Below are 21,527 nucleotides of genomic sequence, written 5' to 3' on the forward strand. Positions count from 1 at the left end.
GTCCGTGCAGGTAGGCTGGAAATATGCAACTTGCGTTCACCATCGAATTCTTTCTGATGTATGCACTGTCAGTGGTTATCGCCGTCTTAGCGGTGTGGGCAGTGATTGATGCGGTGCGGCATCCCGCCGACCGATACTTCGCCGAAGGCAAGCGCACCAAAGGGTTTTGGTTGGGGATGACCGGAGTGAGTGCGTTTATCGCAGTGCTCTCGGCAATCCCTAACGCCTCAGCCTTCAGCGGCGGTTTCTTGCAACTGATTGCCGCCTGCATCTGCTGCGTCTACTTAGCCGACGTGCGTCCGGCGCTGTCTGGACGCGGCGGTAACTGGTACAACTACTAGACCAGCCGGCGCGCTGAATAGCGCGATCGTGCCGCAATATGCGCCATGATCGTGCAATGAAAGTGAGCTGCGATAGTGGGCAACGCTAGGATGGAAATCATGAGCCATACTTTGATTTTGTTGCGCCACGGCCAGAGCGAGTGGAACGAAAAAAACCTCTTTACCGGATGGTATGACGTTTCCTTGACCGAAAAGGGCCGTGCCGAAGCAGTGCGTGGCGGGCGTTTGCTGACCGAGGCTGGTTACAAGCCCGACGTGCTGCACACTTCGTTACTGACCCGTGCCATTATCACCGCTAATCTAGCCTTGGAATCGGCCGGTCGCCCGTGGATTCCAGTGAACCGTAGCTGGAGGCTCAATGAGCGTCACTATGGTGCGTTGCAGGGCAAGGATAAGGCCCAGACTCTCGCCGAGTTCGGCGAAGAGCAGTTTATGGAATGGCGTCGGAGCTATGACACCCCGCCACCGGTACTGGCCGATGATTCGGAGTTCAGCCAGATCGGTGACGAACGCTATGCGGAACTGGGTGACGAGGCACCACGCACCGAATGCCTCAAGGATGTTCTGGAACGACTGCTCCCTTACTGGGAAAACAGCATCAAGCCAGACCTGAGTGCGGGGAAGACCGTACTGGTCACCGCCCATGGTAACTCCCTGCGCGCGTTGGTTAAGCATCTGGATGGAATCAGCGATGCAGATATTGCGGCGCTAAATATCCCCACGGGTATTCCGCTGGTCTACGAACTGGATGAAAACTTCAAGCCAGTGAGCGCCGGCGGTACCTACCTTGATCCGGAAGCCGCTGCTGACGCCATTAAGGCCGTAGCAAACCAAGGTCGCAAGTAGAAATTTATCTCCGAAGACACACCACGTCGCAAACCCCTTAAAGTGGTTCTGACGTGGTGTGTTTCGTTTTTCCTGCGAACTGTGACGAAGTCCGCTTGGCGGCTCAGAGCGAAACCCCGACATTCGATTGTGTTTTTGCGCTGGCTATGCTGTAATCTCCTATCTCGAACAGGCACAATGGCTCACGTTAGGAATGCAATTCGTGGCAACTGATTACGATGAGGTCCGCCCGGATGTAGCCGAGGCACGTAAGGCTTCACTGGATGCGGTCAAATCCGCAAATGCGCCGGACGCTAAGTCCGTCGTGCGAGAACTCGATGAAACCGATCACACCGATGGCCTAGAGCTTCCAGGTGCCGATCTCTCCAACGAGGAACTAACCGTGACGGTTATTCCTGCAAAGGACGACGAATTCATCTGCGGTTCCTGCTTCTTGGTTCGTCACCGCTCACAGCTGGTGCGCGAAGAAGGAAGTACCGGATTCTGCGTTGAATGTGAAGGCTAAGCCTCACATCACAGAGATTCTCTACGGCACGTTTCGCGGAAGATATATTCCCCGGAACGTGCCAAAGTTTTTAAAACGGACCACCTACCCGCAAAGTCGCGTGGTGAGGTCGTCATACCGAACACCAAAGAGATTCCGTAACAGGAATTCTTGCCAGGTTTGGAAGCGTCGCTGAAGGCAAAGTAGAGCTATGCGCAGCCTTCCGACATATGCCGAGCATTAGCCCGAAGACCCCGTCCCCAAGTGCTTCACCGGCCAGTTGAGGGGGCACTGTTTTACTAGCCGACAAGCTTGGTATGCAGTTCGAGCAGTTCGTTGGTGATTTCGGCAAATACCCGTGCCGGAGCGCCGGACTGTTCAGAAGCCTGCCGAACCTGCTCCATGGCTTGTTCACACAGTTCACGGGCTTGTTGCTGATGGCCTCGTTCACCAAGCTGTCGAATCATCACCATTCCCTGCCGCGCCTCGGCCGTGATCAGCTCCGGTTCGAGCAATGTGGGGCTGATTCCATCGAAGGTGAAGTGCAACAGGATTCTGGAGAATAGTTCCAGTTCTGCATCGTGCGGCATGATCCGATTCTTCCTCTACTGTTCCCGGTGGGCCATGGGTACCTATTGATTCCAGTATGGCACTATCCGACAACCTGGTCAGGCCGCGAAGCTTAAAGCAGTTGCTGGCCACCGAATAATCGATGACCAGCAACAATGTCAGGTTTGAGATAGTAGTTCGGCGTTTAAGCCTCCGGTTCCCACTCGCCGGTTACGAGGTAATTGACCTTGCGCGCTACCGAAACGCCATGGTCGCCGAAACGCTCCAAGTAACGGCTGGTCAGCGACACATCCACGGTAGTTGGCGCATCTTCCTTCCAGTCATCCTGAGCAATAATCTTGAACACCGATGAGTGCAGCTGATCCAGCTGCCGGTTCAATTCAATGATGTTGCCGGCAATGCTCAGGTCACGGGTATCTAGCAGGCGTCCGACTTCGCGGGCGATCTTGATGTCAATTTCGGCCATCTGCGAGAAAGTCTCGGCGATCGCGGCAGGAACTGCCTGCTGCGGGAAACGCAGGCGAGCCAACTGTGCGAGGTGACGGGCAAGGTCGCCCATGCGTTCTAGTGAAGCGCTCATCCGTAACGAACCGACGATCATTCGCAGATCGCTAGCTACGGGGCCCTGAAGCGCCAAGGTGTCGATGGCGCGTTCATCGAGCTGTGTCTGTAGGAAATCGATCTTTGCGTCCTCTGCGATGACTTCCTGCGCGAGATCTACGTCCGCGTTAGACAGCGAGTCCCAGGCGCGCTCCATCGCGTTGGCCACACGTTGTGACATTTCGATGAGGTCTTCGCCGATCTGCTGTAGATCGGCCTGAAATACTTTGCGCACTCGCGTACGTCCTTTCGGGTCCAAATATGTGCCTTTTTGCTTTTCGGCACGACGGAGGGATCTTGATCAAGCCTGACACCACCAGCTTAACCTCCGTTGCGTTAAAGATGAATGTTTGGTTAATACAGTGTCCGATTCAGGTGTTTAGAGGACATTCAGGGATCAACAGCGCATGAAGCCAGATACCCTGAAAGGGTGAACGAAGTCTTTCCCACTCTGATCGCCGGCCTGATCGGTCTGGCACTCGGCGTTGTCGGCGTGCTGGCATACTACTTTGCCCAACGCCGCTCAGCCCCGTTGCCCGCAGTGGATGAGCCGACCCTCCCCGAGGGGGCCGCGGCCGTCCTCTCGGTGGTGGGGCGCGCCTTCGTGATCATTGACGATGTGGACGGGGTGGTGCGCGCCAACCCGGCTGCTTACGCGTACGGGCTCGTTCGCGGGCACACCCTGGTGCATGAGCAATTGCTGAGCATGGTCCGCCGAGTGCGTGACGACGGGGTTATTACCGAAAGTCAGTTTGAGCTTCAACGCGGTGCCCTGGGAGCCGGCCAGCTGGTCGTCCATGTGCGTGCAGCCCCCTTAGGGGAGGAATACATCCTGCTTTTGGTCGATGACCGCACGGAAATCACCCGCACCGAGGCGATGCGAAATGACTTTGTTGCCAACGTTTCCCACGAGCTGAAAACCCCGGTAGGTGCCATATCTTTGCTTTCCGAAGCAATCGAGGATGCGGCTGATGACCCGGTAGCGGTCCGCCGCTTCAGCACCCGAATGCACAAGGAATCGGCTCGTTTAGGCGCGCTAGTGCAAGACATCATCGAACTTTCGCGGCTGCAAAGCAGCGACGTGATCGTCCACGGTGAACCGGTGCAGGTGCAACAAGTGGTCAATGAGGCCGTAGACCGCAACAAACTCTTGGCCGAAGAACGCAATATTTCGATTTCCTTAGGCGGCCAGATTGAGCAGCCGGTTCATGGTGAGGCCGACCTGCTGATGACGGCAGTGCGAAACCTGATCGACAACGCCATTCGGTATTCACCGGATAACAGCGCGGTGGGCGTTGGGCTAAGACAGCGCGATGGCTTCGCGCAAATTTCGGTTACCGACCAAGGACCGGGGATCACCGCGGATGAGCAGGAGCGAATCTTTGAACGTTTCTACCGCGTTGATTCCGCCCGCTCCCGACAAACCGGTGGAACTGGACTAGGACTGAGCATCGTGAAGCACATTGTGGCGAATCACGGTGGCGAAATCTCACTTTGGTCTCAGGAGGGCCAAGGATCAACTTTCACCCTGCGTATTCCGGTGCTGGATGAGCAGGACGAAGACATGGATGGCTCACCGGTTGAGTTATCCGCTGGAACTAGTGCCACAGCTGAATCAGCGCGTGGTGAAGGAGGACATCGATGACCCGGATTTTGATCGTCGAGGATGAAGAGTCACTATCGGATCCGCTCTCATACCTGTTGGAGCGCGAGGGCTTCGAGGTGCGCATCGCCGATGACGGGATCACCGCGGTGACCGAGTTCGAACGTCACGGGGCGGACCTCGTGCTGCTGGATCTGATGCTCCCTGGACAACCGGGAACCGAAGTCATTCGCCAGATCCGCGCCACCAGTCAGGTTCCGGTGATCATGCTGACCGCGAAGGACGGCGAAATCGACAAGGTGGTTGGCTTGGAGCTGGGCGCCGATGATTACGTCACCAAGCCTTACTCCTCACGCGAGCTGCTGGCACGGATCCGTGCCGTGCTTCGCCGTCAAGGCGAAGGTGAAGATCTGATGACCAACGTGGTCACCGCCGGCCCGGTCAGGATGGACGTGGAACGCCACGTAGTCTCGGTCAATAACGAAGAGATCGCGATGCCGCTTAAAGAGTTCGAACTTTTAGAGATGCTGCTGCGTAATGCCGGCCGTGTCTTGACCCGCGGACAGTTGATTGACAGGGTGTGGGGTAGCGACTACGTCGGAGACACCAAAACCCTTGACGTGCACGTCAAGCGTTTGCGCTCGAAGATTGAGCAGGAACCGGCCGCTCCGGTGCATCTGGTGACGGTACGCGGTTTGGGATATAAGTTCGCGGTCTAGTAAAGCGTGAACTGGCGGGGCAGTAGAACATGACAATGTTCTACTGCCCCGCCGAGCTTTACCATCCTGCTTCGCAATGATGCGCAAGAGACAAAATCAGGCGGTGTAGCATTCCGGGGAATGCTACACCGCCTGATTCAGAGACAGCTTTTCGGGCTAATAAATTATGCCCTACAAGTAACTAGTGGCCGCCGCCGTGACCTGGCTGCTCAGTAGGAGTCAGGTGCTCGATGGTCGAGTCGTCATAACCGCCGGGAACGAAATCGCGGTATTCCTCGAGGGTCCCGTCAACCACAGGGATGGTGGTTTCGATGCTTTCGCCGCCGGAAACCATCGTGGCTGGGGCGTGCTCGCCTGGACCAATGCCCAAACCGCTCACGGAGAATTCCTCGTCTTCAAGCTTCAATGCGCCGTTGGCACCGACAGTGAACTCGACAATATCGGTTGATGCAACGTCGATGCTCAGCGATACCGACGTATCGGTGCCGTTGACGATGCTACCGATAAAACGAGCCTCATTGTGCTCGGCATCGGTGACTAGCATCAGGTTGCGAACCTTGGCGTCGCCAACGTTCTCGACGATGCCATCGCTCGGTGCGTAAGAGGCAGTAGTGGCCTGCTGGTTGATAGTGCCACAGCTAGTGACACCCAGAGCCAAGCCGGCCAGGGCGAGGGACGCGGCGATGCGGCGTCCGGCGGTCATGCGTGCGGTGATCACGACACAAACTCCTCGATGAGAATAGTGAGTTGCATGGTTTCGTGGTGCACATTCGGTTACGGCAATCTTTGAAAGCGGCCACACGAAGTCCACGACTAGAACCTAGCCTAACTGTTTAAGCGGCAAAAGCGTGATTTGGCGACCAGTAACACATTGCAATCTCTGCTCAGGGGAAAGGGGAAGGAGGGCGGGAAAGCAACTATGAACTACCTTCTTCATACCACGTTTCTCCTCCGAATGGAAGAGTGAAAACCGCGTGAATTCGCGGTTGTTAGGGGGTATCTAACAATCTTAGGAATGCCAACCGTGGTAGACTAGTCGTTGGGAAAGGGGTTTATCCACATGGTTTTTGAGGTTGGCGAGACTGTAGTCTACCCGCACCACGGCGCAGCGATGATCGAAGAGATTAAGATGCGCAAGATCAAGGGCGAAGAGAAAATGTATCTCAAGCTCAAGGTGGCGCAGGGGGACCTGACCATTGAAGTACCCGCCGAGAATGTTGACTTGGTTGGCGTGCGTGACGTGGTAGGTCAGGAAGGCTTGGACCATGTGTTCGAGGTCCTTCGTGCTGAATTCACCGAGGAGCCGACCAACTGGTCGCGCCGCTACAAGGCTAACTTGGAGAAGCTTGCTTCCGGTGACGTTATCAAAGTTGCTGAGGTTGTCCGTGATCTGTGGCGTCGTGAGAATGACCGGGGACTTTCCGCAGGTGAGAAACGTATGTTGTCCAAGGCCCGTCAGGTACTAATTAGCGAATTGGCGCTGGCCAAGGATCTAGATGAAACCAAGGCCGAGGGATTGCTGGACGAGGTTTTGGCCTCGCACTAAATTCAGCGATTCTCCCGGATAGTTTGATCCGAGAAAAGATTTCAAGACCGTGCTCGATCGAAATACCGATCGAGCACGGTCTTTTCGTTTTTTCGAAGGCTCCGACCGCAGTTGGAGGACTTGCATGGCCGCAACCGGGCAGAATCGCCCGGCGCGGCTTAAGCTGGATGCTGTGACTGAACCAAACACTTCTCACCCATCCACCGCACTGATCCTGCTTGCCGCCGGCAGTGGGACACGGCTTGGAGCTGGAATGCCCAAAGCCCTTGTTGAGATCGCCGGCCGGAGCCTATTGCAGCATGCCTTGAGTCGGGTGGCGACATGGGAAGTCTTAGCCCAGATCGTTGTGGTTGTTCCTGCACAGGACCAAGCCTTAGCGGAACAAGCCCGAACCTATGGTGTAAAAGTCAGTACCGTTCCGGGCGGCGCTAGCCGAGCGGAGTCGGTCAGCCGCGGGCTGCAGGTAGTGGAACAGTCCATCGACCAAGTGTTGGTTCATGATGTGGCGCGGGCTTTTACCCCGCTCAGTGTTTATCGTGAGGTGTCGCAGGCATTGCAACGAGAGGGTGTCCTTGCGGTGATTCCGGCGTTGCCGGTCACCGACACCATCAGTGTGGTTGAGGTGGGAGCGAGCAATGATTTGCCGCAAGTTTCGCAAACCCCGCCACGTTCCAGCCTGCGTGCTGTCCAAACCCCGCAGGGATTCAAAGCCACGGTATTACGCGAGGCGCACGCCCAGTTGGCGCGAGAGGACGAAGCAGCACGCGAAGCGGCCACCGATGATGCGTCAATGGTGCGTGCCCTTGGATATTCGGTGCACGTGGTCAACGGTCACCGAGATGCGTTGAAAGTTACCCATCCACAAGACCTGCAACAGGCTAATCAACTGGCCACCGAATCCACTTATTTAGGAGAGCACGCGATGTCACAGCCCAGCATTCCTCGGATTGGCACGGCCATCGATGTGCACGCGATCAGTTCCGATCAGGCCCGGCCAATGTGGTTGGCTGGTCTGCACTTTCCAGATGACATTGGCTTAGCCGGACATTCGGACGGTGACGCGGTAGCCCATGCGGCCTGTGATGCGCTCTTTGCGGCGGCGGGCATCGGTGACCTAGGCACGCATTTCGGGGTGGACCGGCCGGAGTTCTCCGGTGCGAGCGGAGTCACTTTGCTCACCGAAGCGGCACGTATTGTGCGGGCCGCCGGGTTCGAAATTGGTAATGTCAGCGTGCAGTTCGTTGGGCAGCGGCCACGTTTCGCTGCTCGCCGCGAGGAAGCCAACGCGGTATTGAGCCAGGCGGCTAACGCATCGGTGACGGTCAGCGCCACCACGAGCGACGGTTTAGGGTATGAAGGACAGGGCGCAGGGATCACCGCTTATGCCACTGCGCTGGTCTACCCACACCCGTAACCCCACAATGTGTGCAAGACCAGTGCCCCAATCGCCTATACCCCGCAGGCTTTTGGGATAACCTTGATGCTGTGAGCCTGCGATTTTATGACACCAAAACTGCGACAGTACGCGACTTCCACCCCATTACCGAGGGTGAGGTCAAACTGTACTACTGTGGTGCCACCGTTCAGGGGATGCCTCACGTAGGACATGTGCGTAGCGCGATTGTCTTCGATATCTTGGTGCGCTGGTTGGAATATCGTGACTTCACGGTGACTACCGTGCGTAACGTCACCGATATCGATGACAAGATTCTGGAGAAGTCCGCAGCTTCTTTCGCCGAGGACTTCCAGGGCGATGAGATTTACAAGCCACGTGAACTCTGGTTCGCACTGGCTTACCGTTTCGAACAGGAATTTGCCCGAGCTTACGAAACGCTAGGCGTGCGCCGTCCAACCTACGAACCGCGAGCGACCGGTCACGTGCCGGAAATGCACGAGTTGATTCAGCTGCTGATTGACCGCGGTCATGCCTACCCGGCTAGTGATGGTTCCGGCGATGTTTACTTCGACGTGCGCTCCTTCCCGGAGTACGGGGCGCTGACTCGGCAGAAGGTCGACGATATGCAGGCGGCGACGGACGCCGATCCACGGGGTAAGCGCGATCCTCGTGACTTTGCGCTATGGAAGGGTCACAAGGCAAGCGACCCTGAAACTGCCTCATGGCCGAGCCCTTGGGGACGTGGGCGCCCGGGCTGGCATCTGGAATGCTCCGCCATGGCCAGCAAATACTTGGGTGAGCACTTTGACATTCACGGTGGGGGACTGGACTTGCGGTTCCCGCATCATGAAAACGAACTGGCGCAGTCGGCGGCGGCCGGCCACGGATTCGCGAATTTCTGGATGCATAACGGCATGGTGACCTATGCGGGCGAAAAGATGAGCAAATCGATCGGCAACACCATTTCTCCGGAAGAGATGTTGCAACAGGCCCCAGCCCGCGTGGTGCGTTACTTCTTGGGACAGGCCCAGTACCGCTCCCAGCTGGATTATCGACCAGATTCCTTGACCGAAGCAGCCGCTGCGGTGGAGCGCATCGATACCTTCATCTCCAACGCGCGCTACCGCCTGGAAAGCCGCGATTCGGCAGCGGCGGAAGGCAGCAGAGAGGTTCCTGACGCGTTTGCGGCTGCCATGGATGAAGATCTCAATGTCCCACAAGCATTAGCTTCCCTGCACGACACAGTTCGGTTGGGCAATGCGGCGCTGGATCAGCAAGACGATCAAGCACTAGTTCAAGCTTTGAACCACGTACTGGCTATGACCAGTGTCCTGGGCTTAGACGATGCCCAACCGCAGGAGAACGGTGACGACTCGGTCTATCAAGCCTTAGACCAACTGGTCCAAGCGCAGCTGACGATGCGCGCCGAAGCCCGCGCAGCTAAAGACTGGGCGCGTTCGGATGAAATCCGTGACAGCTTGGCCGAAGCAGGAATTACGGTGGCGGACTCCGCTGACGGGGCACGCTGGATCCTGAACAAATAGTTCTTGGCCACCACGTACAGACTTATTACCAAAGGAAACAACGAGCATGAGTAACGCAAAGGGACGGCCGGGAGCCGTGCGAAAGACTAAGAAGGGTCCAACCAAGGGTAGTGGCGGCAAGGGGCGTAGCTCCCTAGAAGGGCGCGGCCCAACCCCCAAGGCCGAGGACCGTCCGTACCATAAGGCCTACCGTGCCAAGCAGCTAGCTGACCGATCGTCAGCTAAACGGCCGGCTCGTCGTCCTAAGGTTAACGCCGAAATGGTGACCGGGCGCAACTCCGTAGTTGAAGCGCTGCGTGCTGCCATTCCTGCCAAGGCGTTGCATATTGCGGTGCGCATTGACGTGGACGATCGAGTGCGTGAGTCCTTGAAGCTTGCGGCCGAGCAGGGTATCCCGGTCATGGAAGCCAGCCGCGTCGAGTTAGACCGGATGACCGATGACGCTATTCACCAGGGACTGGCCTTACAGGTTCCGCCATATGAGTACAAGGACGCGGTTCAATACACCACCAAGGTGGTTAAGGACTTCGAAAAGGGCTACGAGCGAAACGCACCGCTCTTCTTGGCTCTTGATGGGATCACTGATCCACGAAACTTGGGTGCCATTATTCGTTCGGCATCCGCTTTCAGTGCGCATGCGGTGATTGTTCCGGAACGACGCAGTGTTGGAGTTACGGCTTCCGCATGGAAGACCAGCGCCGGCGCGGCGGTTCGTGTACCGGTAACCAAAGCCAGCAACCTCACCAGTGCTTTGAAGGAATTGAAAGCCAATGGTGTTTTCGTTATCGGGCTGGATGCCGGTGGAAGCGTCGAGCTTCCAAATCTGGAACTTGCTACCGAACCGCTATGCATTGTGATCGGTTCCGAAGGTAAGGGTCTTTCGCGACTGGTTCGGGAAACCTGCGATGCGATCGTTTCAATTCCAATCTCTTCGGCGATGGAATCTCTGAATGCATCGATGGCCGCGGGCATCGCGCTCTATGAGGTTACTCGTCGCCGTCAGGCAAATCAGTAGATTTTGATACATCTAGAGATGGCCGGGACAGAACTAAGGTTCTGTCCCGGCCATTGCTATAAACGCGGATGGTGAATCAACAGAGAGCGGCGTCACAAAACACGAAATCCGTGTTTCTTGTTGTTCGACCTGTCGAGCTGGCCCGGAAACTGCGAGAACTCGCGGTAAGTGAGTTGATTCAGTGCGGCTGCGCCACGGTTTTGCATTCACCTGAAATTCGTGTAGAGTTATTTCTCGCGCCGCTCGAACGAAACGGTTTCAAAACCTAAGTTCTGGCGCGGATAACCGAATCACCAAGTTGACAAAGTTCGACGGTGTGGTAAGGTTTGGAAGTTGCTCCGAAGCGAAGCGCTCACCTTTGGTGGTGGGTTGTGGTGTCGGAAGTGTTTGTTGTTTGAGAACTCAATAGTGTGCCAAGTTTGTTGATACCGAATGTTTTTTGTTTGGTGAATACGAAACATTTTTTGCTTGAGGATGCCGCACCCCCGTGTGGTGTTTCTTGAGTGGTTTTTATTCGCCGGGACTACACTGGTGTGTCTTCTTTTTTCCAAGGAGGGATGCTGGTGGCTTTTTATTTTTTATGGAGAGTTTGATCCTGGCTCAGGATGAACGCTGGCGGCGTGCTTAACACATGCAAGTCGAACGATGAAGCCTAGCTTGCTGGGTGGATTAGTGGCGAACGGGTGAGTAACACGTGAGTAACCTGCCCCTGACTTCGGGATAAGCCTGGGAAACTGGGTCTAATACCGGATATCACTTCCTGCCGCATGGTGGGTGGTTGAAAGATTTATCGGTTGGGGATGGACTCGCGGCCTATCAGCTTGTTGGTGAGGTAATGGCTCACCAAGGCGACGACGGGTAGCCGGCCTGAGAGGGTGACCGGCCACACTGGGACTGAGACACGGCCCAGACTCCTACGGGAGGCAGCAGTGGGGAATATTGCACAATGGGCGAAAGCCTGATGCAGCGACGCCGCGTGAGGGATGACGGCCTTCGGGTTGTAAACCTCTTTCAGTAGGGAAGAAGCGTAAGTGACGGTACCTGCAGAAGAAGCGCCGGCTAACTACGTGCCAGCAGCCGCGGTAATACGTAGGGCGCGAGCGTTATCCGGATTTATTGGGCGTAAAGAGCTCGTAGGCGGTTTGTCGCGTCTGCCGTGAAAGACCAGGGCTCAACCCTGGTTCTGCGGTGGGTACGGGCAGACTAGAGTGATGTAGGGGAGACTGGAATTCCTGGTGTAGCGGTGAAATGCGCAGATATCAGGAGGAACACCGATGGCGAAGGCAGGTCTCTGGGCATTTACTGACGCTGAGGAGCGAAAGCATGGGGAGCGAACAGGATTAGATACCCTGGTAGTCCATGCCGTAAACGTTGGGCACTAGGTGTGGGGGACATTCCACGTTTTCCGCGCCGTAGCTAACGCATTAAGTGCCCCGCCTGGGGAGTACGGCCGCAAGGCTAAAACTCAAAGGAATTGACGGGGGCCCGCACAAGCGGCGGAGCATGCGGATTAATTCGATGCAACGCGAAGAACCTTACCAAGGCTTGACATGTTCCAGACCGGGCTAGAGATAGTCCTTCCCTTCGGGGCTGGTTCACAGGTGGTGCATGGTTGTCGTCAGCTCGTGTCGTGAGATGTTGGGTTAAGTCCCGCAACGAGCGCAACCCTCGTTCCATGTTGCCAGCGGGTTATGCCGGGGACTCATGGGAGACTGCCGGGGTCAACTCGGAGGAAGGTGGGGATGACGTCAAATCATCATGCCCCTTATGTCTTGGGCTTCACGCATGCTACAATGGCCGGTACAATGGGTTGCGATACTGTGAGGTGGAGCTAATCCCTAAAAGCCGGTCTCAGTTCGGATTGGGGTCTGCAACTCGACCCCATGAAGTCGGAGTCGCTAGTAATCGCAGATCAGCAACGCTGCGGTGAATACGTTCCCGGGCCTTGTACACACCGCCCGTCAAGTCACGAAAGTTGGTAACACCCGAAGCCGATGGCCTAACCACCTTGTGTGGGGGGAGTCGTCGAAGGTGGGACTGGCGATTGGGACTAAGTCGTAACAAGGTAGCCGTACCGGAAGGTGCGGCTGGATCACCTCCTTTCTAAGGAGCTAACCATTTTTTGGTTGCTCATGCCAGACACGAGTGTTGTTTGGGTGGGTTGCTCATGGGTGGAATATCAATGAACTCAACACTGGGAAACATGCGCCGTTGGTGGTGTGTGGGTGTTGGCTGTGGCTGTGTCGCGTTTTTTGCTTGTGAGTACGCATGATCGTCCCTGTTGGGGTGGTGGTGTGGGAAAGCGGGTGAGGGGTGTGGTGTGGTTTGTGTGGTTTGGCATGCTGTTGGGTTTTGAGGCAACAAGCTTTCATGGCCCCCCTTTTTTGTTGTGTCTGGTTTTGGCTGGGTGCTGGGGGGGTTGTGCTGGTTTTGGTGTGGCCTTGTCCTGTGTCTTTGAGATTATTGCCCCGGTTGTGGGTGGTGGTTTTGGGGGTGTGGGGTTGTTGTTTGGGAACTGTATAGTGAACGCGAGCATCTTATAGAACGAGATGAGTTGCATGGGCCTGTTGTCGCGGGTTTGTGTGATGTTTGAGTCTTGTTTTGTGATTTTGTTGATTGTTTTGTTGCTCAATTATTTTTGAGGCTTTTTGCAAAGTGTTTTGTTGAAAGTTTTTAAGGGCGCACGGTGGATGCCTTGGCATCAGGAGCCGATGAAGGACGTGGGAATCTGCGATAAGCCTGGTGGAGTCGATAACCGGACGTTGAGGCCAGGATTTCCGAATGGGGAAACCCCGCACCATGTTATGTGGTGTGACCCGTGACTGAATGTATAGGTTGCGTGGAGGGAACGCGGGGAAGTGAAACATCTCAGTACCCGCAGGAAGAGAAAACAATAGTGATTCCGTTAGTAGTGGCGAGCGAACGCGGATGGGGCTAAACCGGTTGGTGTGTGATAGCGGATAGGCGTTGCATCATCGGGGTTGTGGGGCTTATATGTGCTGACTCTATCTAGTTGGCGGAGCGAGGTGCGGGCGTATAGGTGAATCGGTTGGAATGCCGGACCAGAGAGGGTGATAGTCCCGTAGGTGTAATGCGTGTCTGCCGTTCTTGTATAGGTGCCCGAGTAGCACGGGGCTCGAGGAATCCCGTGTGAATCTGCCAGGACCACCTGGTAAGCCTGAATACTACCTGATGACCGATAGTGAATCAGTACCGTGAGGGAATGGTGAAAAGTACCCCGGGAGGGGAGTGAAATAGTACCTGAAACCGTGTGCTTACAAACCGTTAGAGCATGGGCTTGTCCTGTGTGATGGCGTGCCTTTTGAAGAATGAGCCTGCGAGTTAGTGCTGTGTCGCGAGGTTAACCCGTGTGGGGTAGTCGTAGCGAAAGCGAGTCTGAATAGGGCGTTTGAGTGGCACGGTCTAGACCCGAAGCGAAGTGATCTACCCATGGCCAGGTTGAAGCGCGTGTAAGAGCGTGTGGAGGACCGAACCCACTTCAGTTGAAAATGGAGGGGATGAGCTGTGGGTAGGGGTGAAAGGCCAATCAAACTTCGTGATAGCTGGTTCTCCCCGAAATGCATTTAGGTGCAGCGTTGCGTGTTTCTTACTGGAGGTAGAGCTACTGGATAGGCGATGGGCCCTACAAGGTTACTGACCTTAGCCAAACTCCGAATGCCGGTAAGTGAGAGCGTAGCAGTGAGACTGTGGGGGATAAGCTTCATAGTCGAGAGGGAAACAGCCCAGAACGCCAACTAAGGCCCCTAAGCGTGTGCTAAGTGGAAAAGGATGTGGAGTTGCTGTGACAACCAGGAGGTTGGCTTAGAAGCAGCCACCCTTGAAAGAGTGCGTAATAGCTCACTGGTCAAGTGATTCCGCGCCGATAATGTAGCGGGGCTCAAGCACACCGCCGAAGTTGCGTCATTCAAACATGTCATAGGCCTTTGTGGTCCAGTGGTTTGGATGGGTAGGGGAGCGTCGTGTGGCCGGTGAAGCCGCGGTGGAAACCAGTGGTGGAGGCTACACGAGTGAGAATGCAGGCATGAGTAGCGAATGACGGGTGAGAAACCCGTCCGCCGAATGATCAAGGGTTCCAGGGTCAAGTTAATCTGCCCTGGGTTAGTCGGGACCTAAGGCGAGGCCGACAGGCGTAGTCGATGGACAACGGGTTGATATTCCCGTACCGGCGAAGGACCGCCCATACTGAGCAGTTGATGCTAACCACCTCCAATCATTGCGTACGGCGCCCTTGTGGTGTTGTTGTGGTGTGCGGGGCTGGGAACCGAGGCTGTGAGGTCAGCGTATTAACAGGTGTGACGCAGGAAGGTAGCCGAGCCAGGCAATGGAATTGACCTGGTCCAAGGGTGTAGGAAGAACGGTAGGTAAATCCGCTGTTCATGTTTCTGAGACCTGATAGGCGCCCACTTTGGTGGGTGATTTGGTGATCCTATGCTGCCTAGAAAAGCATCGGCGTGAGGTCCCAGTCCGCCCGTACCCGAAACCGACACAGGTGATCAGGTAGAGAATACCAAGGCGATCGAGAGAATCATGGTTAAGGAACTCGGCAAAATGCCCCCGTAACTTCGGAAGAAGGGGGGCCTGCCCCGTGAAGAGGACTTGCTCCTTGGAGGCGGGTGTGGGCCGCAGAGACCAGTGGGAAGCGACTGTTTACTAAAAACACAGGTCCGTGCGAAGTCGCAAGACGATGTATACGGACTGACTCCTGCCCGGTGCTGGAAGGTTAAGAGGACTGGTTAGCAGTAATGCGAAGCTAAGAATTTAAGCCCCAGTAAACGGCGGTGGTAACTATAACCATCCTAAGGTAGCGAAATTCCTTGTCGGGTAAGTTCCGACCTGCACGAATGGAGTAACGACTTCCCAGCTGTCTCAACCATGAACTCGGCGAAATTGCAGTACGAGTAAAGATGCTCGTTACGCGCAGCAGGACGGAAAGACCCCGAGACCTTTACTATAGTTTGGTATTGGTGTTCGGTGCAGCTTGTGTAGGATAGGTGGGAGACTGTGAAGCTTGGACGCTAGTTCAGGTGGAGTCATCGTTGAAATACCACTCTGGCTGTACCGGTCACCTAACTTCGGACCATGATCTGGTTCAGGGACAGTGCCTGATGGGTAGTTTAACTGGGGCGGTTGCCTCCTAAAGAGTAACGGAGGCGCCCAAAGGTTCCCTCAGCCTGGTTGGCAATCAGGTGTTGAGTGTAAGTGCACAAGGGAGCTTGACTGTGAGAGTGACAGCTCGAGCAGGGACGAAAGTCGGGACTAGTGATCCGGCGGCACCGTGTGGAAGGGCCGTCGCTCAACGGATAAAAGGTACCTCGGGGATAACAGGCTGATCTTGCCCAAGAGTCCATATCGACGGCATGGTTTGGCACCTCGATGTCGGCTCGTCGCATCCTGGGGCTGGAGTAGGTCCCAAGGGTTGGGCTGTTCGCCCATTAAAGCGGTACGCGAGCTGGGTTTAGAACGTCGTGAGACAGTTCGGTCCCTATCCGCTGCGCGCGTTGGAAATTTGAGAAGGGCTGTCCTTAGTACGAGAGGACCGGGACGGACGAACCTCTGGTGTGTCAGTTGTACTGCCAAGTGCATCGCTGATTAGCTACGTTTGGAAGGGATAACCGCTGAAAGCATCTAAGCGGGAAGCCTGCTTCGAGATGAGATTTCCATGCACCCTTGTGGTGTGAGAGGCCCCCAGCTAGACCACTGGGTTGATAGGCAGGATGTGGAAGCAAGGACTGAAGACTTGTGTAGCTGACCTGTACTAATAGGCCGATGACTTATCAACACCAACAAAACACCCGACCACCCTCTTTTGTGGTGGGTTGGGTAGACAGAATTCTTTTGTGTGTTCGCGTTCACTATATGGTTACGAGATAACAACCTCATCAATCACACGCAAGTGTGGTTGCGGGGTTTGGTTGCATTATTGTGTTTGTTGTTTCGAGGCTGTTACGGCGGTCATAGCGTGGGGGAAACGCCCGGTCCCATACCGAACCCGGAAGCTAAGGCCCATTGCGCCGATGGTACTGCACTCGTGAGGGTGTGGGAGAGTAGGACACCGCCGGACTACTATTGTGTGGTTTGAGGCCCTGATACTTGTGTGTCAGGGCCTCACCCATTTAACCGGTACGCCGTCATCTAGCACGGTAAACAGCTCTTCAGTGGTCTGACGGGGCTTAGTAGATTACGATCGCAAGATAATCTAGTAGGCATCTCCAAGGACCAGTATGAGCACCAGCGTTCAATTCAACTCTTTCCTCAGTAAGCTCAAGGAGCTGCTCGGCTCCGAAGGACTTGTTACTGATCGGGAGGTGTTGCTCAGTAACTCCCGTGATTTTGGGCAGCTTGCCAGCGACCCCATCCTGCCCTTGGCCGTGGCATTCGCACAGTCCACCGAGCAGGTCCAAGCCATCATGCGGTTGTGTACCGAGTTCCAGGTTCCGGTGATTAGCCGAGGAGCAGGCACCGGAGTATCTGGCGGTGTGCATGTGCTCGAACCATGTCTGGTACTTAACCTGTCACGGATGAACCGGATCCTTGAAATCCGGCAACACGATGAAGTTGCCGTTGTGGAGCCCGGCGTGATTAACAGTGTGCTCAACGATGCCGTTGCGGAATACGGTTTCATGTACGCACCGGATCCTGCGAGCTATAAGATGTCCACGATTGGTGGGAACATCGCTACCAATGCCGGGGGACTACGTTGCGCGAAGTATGGAGTCACGCGTGAATCTGTGCTGTCCTTGGAAATCGTTCTTGCCGATGGCCGGCTTATTACGGTGGGTGCTCAGAGCTTCAAAGGGGTAGCTGGATATGATCTGACGTCGCTATTCGTCGGATCCGAGGGAACCTTAGGTGTTGTTGTCAAAGCCGTAGTGCGGCTGCGCTATCTGCCGGTGGATCAGCGTGACCTGAGCATGGTGTTCCAGACGCTAGAAGATGCGCTCGTTGGAGTTCAGGCCATTGGGAGAGCACGAGTGCAACCAGCAATCCTCGAGCTGATTGACCGTCCCACCATGGAGGTCCTTGACCGAAGTTACGATACCAATATTGCCGAGCTTGGCGAAGCCATGGTGCTGGCACGTTTTGACGGGTACGGGGCTAAAGCTGAGGAAAATGTGGTCCGGCAGATATTCGATACACTTCCGGTGCAACTGAGCGCGGCGGCGGATCCCTTCGCGACAACGCTAATCGAAATGCGTCGAACCAGCCGCGGTGATATGCAGGACGACGCCTACCGGATGGGTGAAGATGTCGCGGTACCGAAAAGTAAGATGGTCGCCTATGTGCGGCAAGTACGCGAGATCGCTGAACAACAACAAGTCGACGTGCGGTTCATTGCCCATGCCGGGGATGGGAACCTGCACCCGACATTTTCGGTGGAGCCGGACCATGGCGGGGATCCCCTAGCTCGGCTTACCATCGCCTTGGAAGAAAGCATCCGCTTGGCCCTGGAGGCCGGAGGAACCATTACCGGGGAACACGGTGTCGGCTTGATAAAGCGTGAATGGCTTGGTTGGGAGCAAAGCGAGACGGTTCTAGCCATTCAACGTCAGCTGAAAGACTTGTTAGATCCACTTGGAATCCTCAATCCGGGTAAAGCTATTCAGTAACAATCTCTCGGGTTCCTAGAAGCTCCGTCAATATGCCGCCATTTCTGGCCACCGCTGAGACCTCAAGTAGGGCAGTGGGCACTGTGGCGTGAAATAGATTGGCTCTAGTCAGCAAATATTTATAGGTGTAATCTAAGTCACGTGTGAGCCTTTAGGCGAATGTGCATGTTGGCGACCAACACTCTGGGTCCATTTCATCAGTTGCTGTCTCTTGCTGAACTATTTGCGCAATTTTGGTTAGTTAATGAGTCGGCCTTCTCATGAATTGGTGCCAGCATGTCACCCCTGTCACCCACTTGAGAGGAATTACCCACCTATGTTGGAGCATCGTCGTCCCCCGAATTGTCCGAGCATCAGATCGAAGGGGGTGCTGGCATTATCGGTCGCGATGCTCTCTTCGGCGTTACTGATCGGACCGGCTTCGGCATCGGTGGTGACTCAGACCTCGCAACCAGCACCGCCCACCGCTACCACGGAGGAACTTTCACCTAGTTTCCAAGAAGAGTTCGTAAGCCTAGTAGACCAAGACGAAATCTATTCGCATGTGCAGGAACTCTCGGTGGGCATCGGACCGCGTGTTGCTGGTACAGCCGCCGAAGATGCAGCGCAAGACTATGTTGAGGAGCATCTAGAGCAATACGGGTTCGAAACTTCACGCGAGGAATTCGAGGGCCGTACGCAGTATATTGCGAACGCTGTTCCAAGCCGAGATTTACCAGGCATCGCGAGCTGGCAGTATCGATCTGCCAATGGATCTCTCATTACTGGGTCCTCCGAAGCCGTGAGCGCAGAAGTCATCGACCTTGGCGATGGTAGCGGCCTGCAGGATACCGATGTAACGGACGCATTTGTGATTGTTGATTGGGTCGCTGAAGCAGAAGCCCGTTCAGTATTGCTCAGTGATATTGCTACTGCAGGTGCTGCAGGGATTATTTTGGCACAGCCGAACCCCACTGGACGGATCCCTTCATTGCAAGAAGTCCCGGCCTCACTCAGCGACCTGATCGTGGTTGCTGCAGGCGGGGTGCAGTCCGAACGTCTACGCGAACTGACCGCCTCTGATGGCGAACCGTTCAGCCTGAGCATTAGCACCGAGCAAACTCGTGATGATAGCTCGAACGTTATTGGTGTTCGTCCCGCTGCTAACGACGATGGTACTGCGCCGATTATCTATATTGGTGCTCACGTCGACTCGGTGGTCGGAAGCCCCGGTGCTAGTGACAATGCCTCGGGCATTGGCATCATGCTGGAGATTTCAAAAATCATCAGCGACTACTCATTGGATACTGAAATCCGGGTCGGCTCTTGGGGCGGTGAAGAAATTGGTATTCTAGGCTCCGCGCACCATGCGCAAAGCCTAAGTGAAGACGAAATTCAACGTACCATCGGTGCCTGGAATATGGACATGGCCGGCACTGCTGAGAAGGGTACCGACGAGCAACCGTTCGGATTCTGGGGGCTGAGTGTCAACCCGGACAATGACTTGAACACGGTTCTGAACTTTGCCGATGAGGTACACACGGATCTGAAAGACGACCCGCTAAATATCGGCTATGTTGGCCGAAGCGATCACCAGTCGTTCCATGACGTGGGTATCAACGCAGCTGTGTTTAGCTGGATGTTCTGGTCGGCGGATTCCTCAATTGTGCTGGAACCCCACTACCACTTACCGTCGGACACCATTGAATTTGTCTCTGCAGAACGGATGGGATTCAGCGCTCAAGTTATTGGTGGTTCGGCATTCCGTGCTGCGATGAACCCGATCACGGTAAATGTTGTTGATGAAACCGGCCAACAAGAGGCCGATGCACAGGTCACGATGTCCTGCGATGACGGGGTTGGTTGGCGAGAACTTGCGGCAACCTCGGAGCTTGGACTCGCAACTAGTTTTGCGCCGCATACCACGTGCGACTTTAAGGCTGTAGCTGCCAACGGGGCCATGGCAATCGCTCATGATCAGCAGGTCGCTGGAGAAACGGTGATCGACCTGGCGCTCGTCTTGGATGAGGCTGCACCAAAGATTTCAATGACAACGGAAGGCGAAACCGGGTCGAACGGATGGTTTGTCCAGTCACCGGTAACCCTGAACATTACTGCTACCGATGACATCGATGGATCCCCAGTGGTGGAGTATTCCTTCGATGACAGTACGTGGAAGCAGTACACGCAACCGGTGGCACTCGATGCTGAAGGTGAACACCTGATCTATATACGCGCCACAGACGCCACGGGAAATACCGCGTCAACCAGCACGACGATCAACCTAGATAGTGTGGCACCGTCACTTGACGCAGAAGCCATCGCTAACAGCCCAGGCAAGATTCGGGTTGTGGCCGCGGACGAAACTTCGGGCCTTGATGGTGTTGAATACCGGGTGAACGCTGAAGACCAATGGACAAAGTTCGAAGCTGAGCAAGACCAAGAAGGCGCACTTCTCGGAGAAGTGCCAGTTGGTTCTGAAGGATCCACGGTTGAGTTGCGGGCGGCTGATGTTGCCGGAAACTCTAGCGTTCCGGTGGTTCTCGAACTTCTGGGTCCAGACAACACTGATGAAGAACGAAACAATCCAACACCTACGCCCGATAACGCAGAGCCGGACAAGAATAAGGACAAGGATAAGGACTTGGCGCAAACCGGTACCAGTACCGCGTTGAAGCTTTCACTGCTCGCCGGCTTACTCTTTGCTGCAGCGGGAGTCACGTTCGCGATTCGTAAGAAGATAGTGACCAGCCACAAGAGCTAAGCGCTGGTTAGTCCCAGGGAACGCACCGAGCAGGCGTACGGCGCGTGCAGGGCAAGCGAGGGGCACCGCTCCCCAGATCTTGAAGCGACGAGAAATCGTCTCTGAAGATCTGGGGATCACTTCTTTTAGCCAGTACAAGCGAGTAGTACGACCGCCGAAAATTAAGTGTGCACGGTCACCCCTGATAACCCGTCTACCGATTTGCGTGCCCCCTGAAACCTGTGTATAGTTTTTATCTGTTGCCGAACGAAACACGGGATCAAAACCGGAAGAAACACGGCAACAAAAACCCCATCAAAACCCTGAAGAACACAGTTATCTGTGAAATCAATCAGGAACTAAATGGGGGAAGAATAGAAATTCAAATCACATGAAAATGAATTTGACTTTCAAATATTCTTCAAGATAAGATTTACAAAGAACGCCGGAAGAAATCATCACCTTGAATGTGGTTGATGAAGAACCGGAAAGTGTTTGTTGTTTGAGAACTCA

At 55.2% G+C, this 21,527-nt stretch carries 14 protein-coding genes and 3 rRNA genes; 14 read left to right on the top strand and 3 right to left on the bottom strand.

Going from position 1 to position 21,527, the window contains the following annotated elements; translation table 11 throughout:
- The first annotated feature begins 23 nt into the window (after positions 1–23).
- The 3 genes from ACQQZ8_RS02510 (at position 24) to ACQQZ8_RS02520 (ending at position 1,692) form a co-directional block, all read left to right on the top strand.
- Positions 24–341, top strand: coding sequence for a DUF2516 family protein (locus ACQQZ8_RS02510; RefSeq protein ID WP_431711150.1), 318 nt, complete (start codon positions 24–26; stop codon positions 339–341).
- Between the two features lie 99 nt (positions 342–440).
- Entirely contained in the window at positions 441–1,187 is a 747-nt protein-coding gene (locus tag ACQQZ8_RS02515; RefSeq protein WP_431711151.1) for a phosphoglyceromutase, read from the top strand.
- A 202-nt stretch (positions 1,188–1,389) separates the two neighbouring features.
- On the top strand, positions 1,390–1,692 hold the full coding sequence (locus tag ACQQZ8_RS02520) for a DUF4193 domain-containing protein (protein WP_431711152.1): 303 nt from the start codon (positions 1,390–1,392) through the stop codon (positions 1,690–1,692).
- 278 nt (positions 1,693–1,970) lie between these two features.
- Here ACQQZ8_RS02520 and ACQQZ8_RS02525 read toward each other — a convergent pair whose 3' ends face one another.
- Both ACQQZ8_RS02525 and phoU read right to left on the bottom strand, forming a co-directional pair.
- Positions 1,971–2,261, bottom strand: coding sequence for a hypothetical protein (locus ACQQZ8_RS02525; RefSeq protein WP_431711153.1), 291 nt, complete (start codon positions 2,259–2,261; stop codon positions 1,971–1,973).
- A 164-nt stretch (positions 2,262–2,425) separates the two neighbouring features.
- The gene (phoU, locus tag ACQQZ8_RS02530; protein WP_431711154.1) at positions 2,426–3,076 is read right to left on the bottom strand and encodes a phosphate signaling complex protein PhoU; all 651 of its coding nucleotides are present in this window, start codon (positions 3,074–3,076) and stop codon (positions 2,426–2,428) included.
- 195 nt (positions 3,077–3,271) lie between these two features.
- Here phoU and ACQQZ8_RS02535 point away from each other — a divergent pair, with 195 nt between their 5' ends.
- Both ACQQZ8_RS02535 and ACQQZ8_RS02540 read left to right on the top strand, forming a co-directional pair.
- Complete coding sequence (locus ACQQZ8_RS02535; RefSeq protein ID WP_431711155.1) at positions 3,272–4,486, top strand: sensor histidine kinase; 1,215 nt, start codon at positions 3,272–3,274, stop codon at positions 4,484–4,486.
- Positions 4,483–5,163: a winged helix-turn-helix domain-containing protein gene (locus ACQQZ8_RS02540; protein ID WP_431711156.1), complete on the top strand. Its 681-nt coding sequence runs from the start codon at positions 4,483–4,485 to the stop codon at positions 5,161–5,163. The genes ACQQZ8_RS02535 and ACQQZ8_RS02540 overlap by 4 nt, the downstream gene beginning before the upstream one ends.
- Positions 5,164–5,344: 181 nt before the next feature.
- On the opposite strand, the gene ACQQZ8_RS02545 is transcribed toward ACQQZ8_RS02540, so the two are convergent.
- A complete protein-coding gene (locus tag ACQQZ8_RS02545) occupies positions 5,345–5,881 on the bottom strand; it encodes a hypothetical protein (RefSeq protein WP_431711157.1) in 537 nt (178 codons plus the stop codon).
- Between the two features lie 342 nt (positions 5,882–6,223).
- Here ACQQZ8_RS02545 and ACQQZ8_RS02550 point away from each other — a divergent pair, with 342 nt between their 5' ends.
- From ACQQZ8_RS02550 to ACQQZ8_RS02590, 9 genes are all read left to right on the top strand, one after another.
- Positions 6,224–6,709: a CarD family transcriptional regulator gene (locus ACQQZ8_RS02550; protein ID WP_054821813.1), complete on the top strand. Its 486-nt coding sequence runs from the start codon at positions 6,224–6,226 to the stop codon at positions 6,707–6,709.
- 172 nt (positions 6,710–6,881) lie between these two features.
- Positions 6,882–8,123 carry a 2-C-methyl-D-erythritol 4-phosphate cytidylyltransferase gene (gene ispD, locus ACQQZ8_RS02555; RefSeq protein ID WP_431711158.1) on the top strand — a complete coding sequence of 414 codons (1,242 nt, stop codon included), beginning with the start codon at positions 6,882–6,884 and terminating at the stop codon, positions 8,121–8,123.
- Between the two features lie 71 nt (positions 8,124–8,194).
- The gene (gene cysS, locus ACQQZ8_RS02560) at positions 8,195–9,649 is read left to right on the top strand and encodes a cysteine--tRNA ligase (protein WP_431711159.1); all 1,455 of its coding nucleotides are present in this window, start codon (positions 8,195–8,197) and stop codon (positions 9,647–9,649) included.
- A gap of 46 nt (positions 9,650–9,695) precedes the next feature.
- Positions 9,696–10,664 carry a 23S rRNA (guanosine(2251)-2'-O)-methyltransferase RlmB gene (rlmB, locus tag ACQQZ8_RS02565; RefSeq protein WP_431711160.1) on the top strand — a complete coding sequence of 323 codons (969 nt, stop codon included), beginning with the start codon at positions 9,696–9,698 and terminating at the stop codon, positions 10,662–10,664.
- 577 nt (positions 10,665–11,241) lie between these two features.
- Positions 11,242–12,767: ribosomal RNA gene (locus ACQQZ8_RS02570) — 16S ribosomal RNA — on the top strand.
- 560 nt (positions 12,768–13,327) lie between these two features.
- A 23S ribosomal RNA gene (locus tag ACQQZ8_RS02575) occupies positions 13,328–16,465 on the top strand.
- 164 nt (positions 16,466–16,629) lie between these two features.
- A 5S ribosomal RNA gene (gene rrf / locus ACQQZ8_RS02580) occupies positions 16,630–16,746 on the top strand.
- The 16S, 23S and 5S rRNA genes sit together here, the layout of an rRNA operon.
- A 160-nt stretch (positions 16,747–16,906) precedes the next feature.
- Complete coding sequence (locus ACQQZ8_RS02585) at positions 16,907–18,292, top strand: FAD-binding oxidoreductase (RefSeq protein WP_431711161.1); 1,386 nt, start codon at positions 16,907–16,909, stop codon at positions 18,290–18,292.
- Between the two features lie 367 nt (positions 18,293–18,659).
- Positions 18,660–21,035, top strand: coding sequence for a M28 family peptidase (locus ACQQZ8_RS02590; RefSeq protein WP_431711162.1), 2,376 nt, complete (start codon positions 18,660–18,662; stop codon positions 21,033–21,035).
- The last annotated feature ends 492 nt before the right edge of the window (positions 21,036–21,527 follow it).

The organism is Glutamicibacter uratoxydans, from assembly GCF_050753455.1.
GTDB classification, from domain to species: domain Bacteria; phylum Actinomycetota; class Actinomycetes; order Actinomycetales; family Micrococcaceae; genus Glutamicibacter; species Glutamicibacter uratoxydans_A.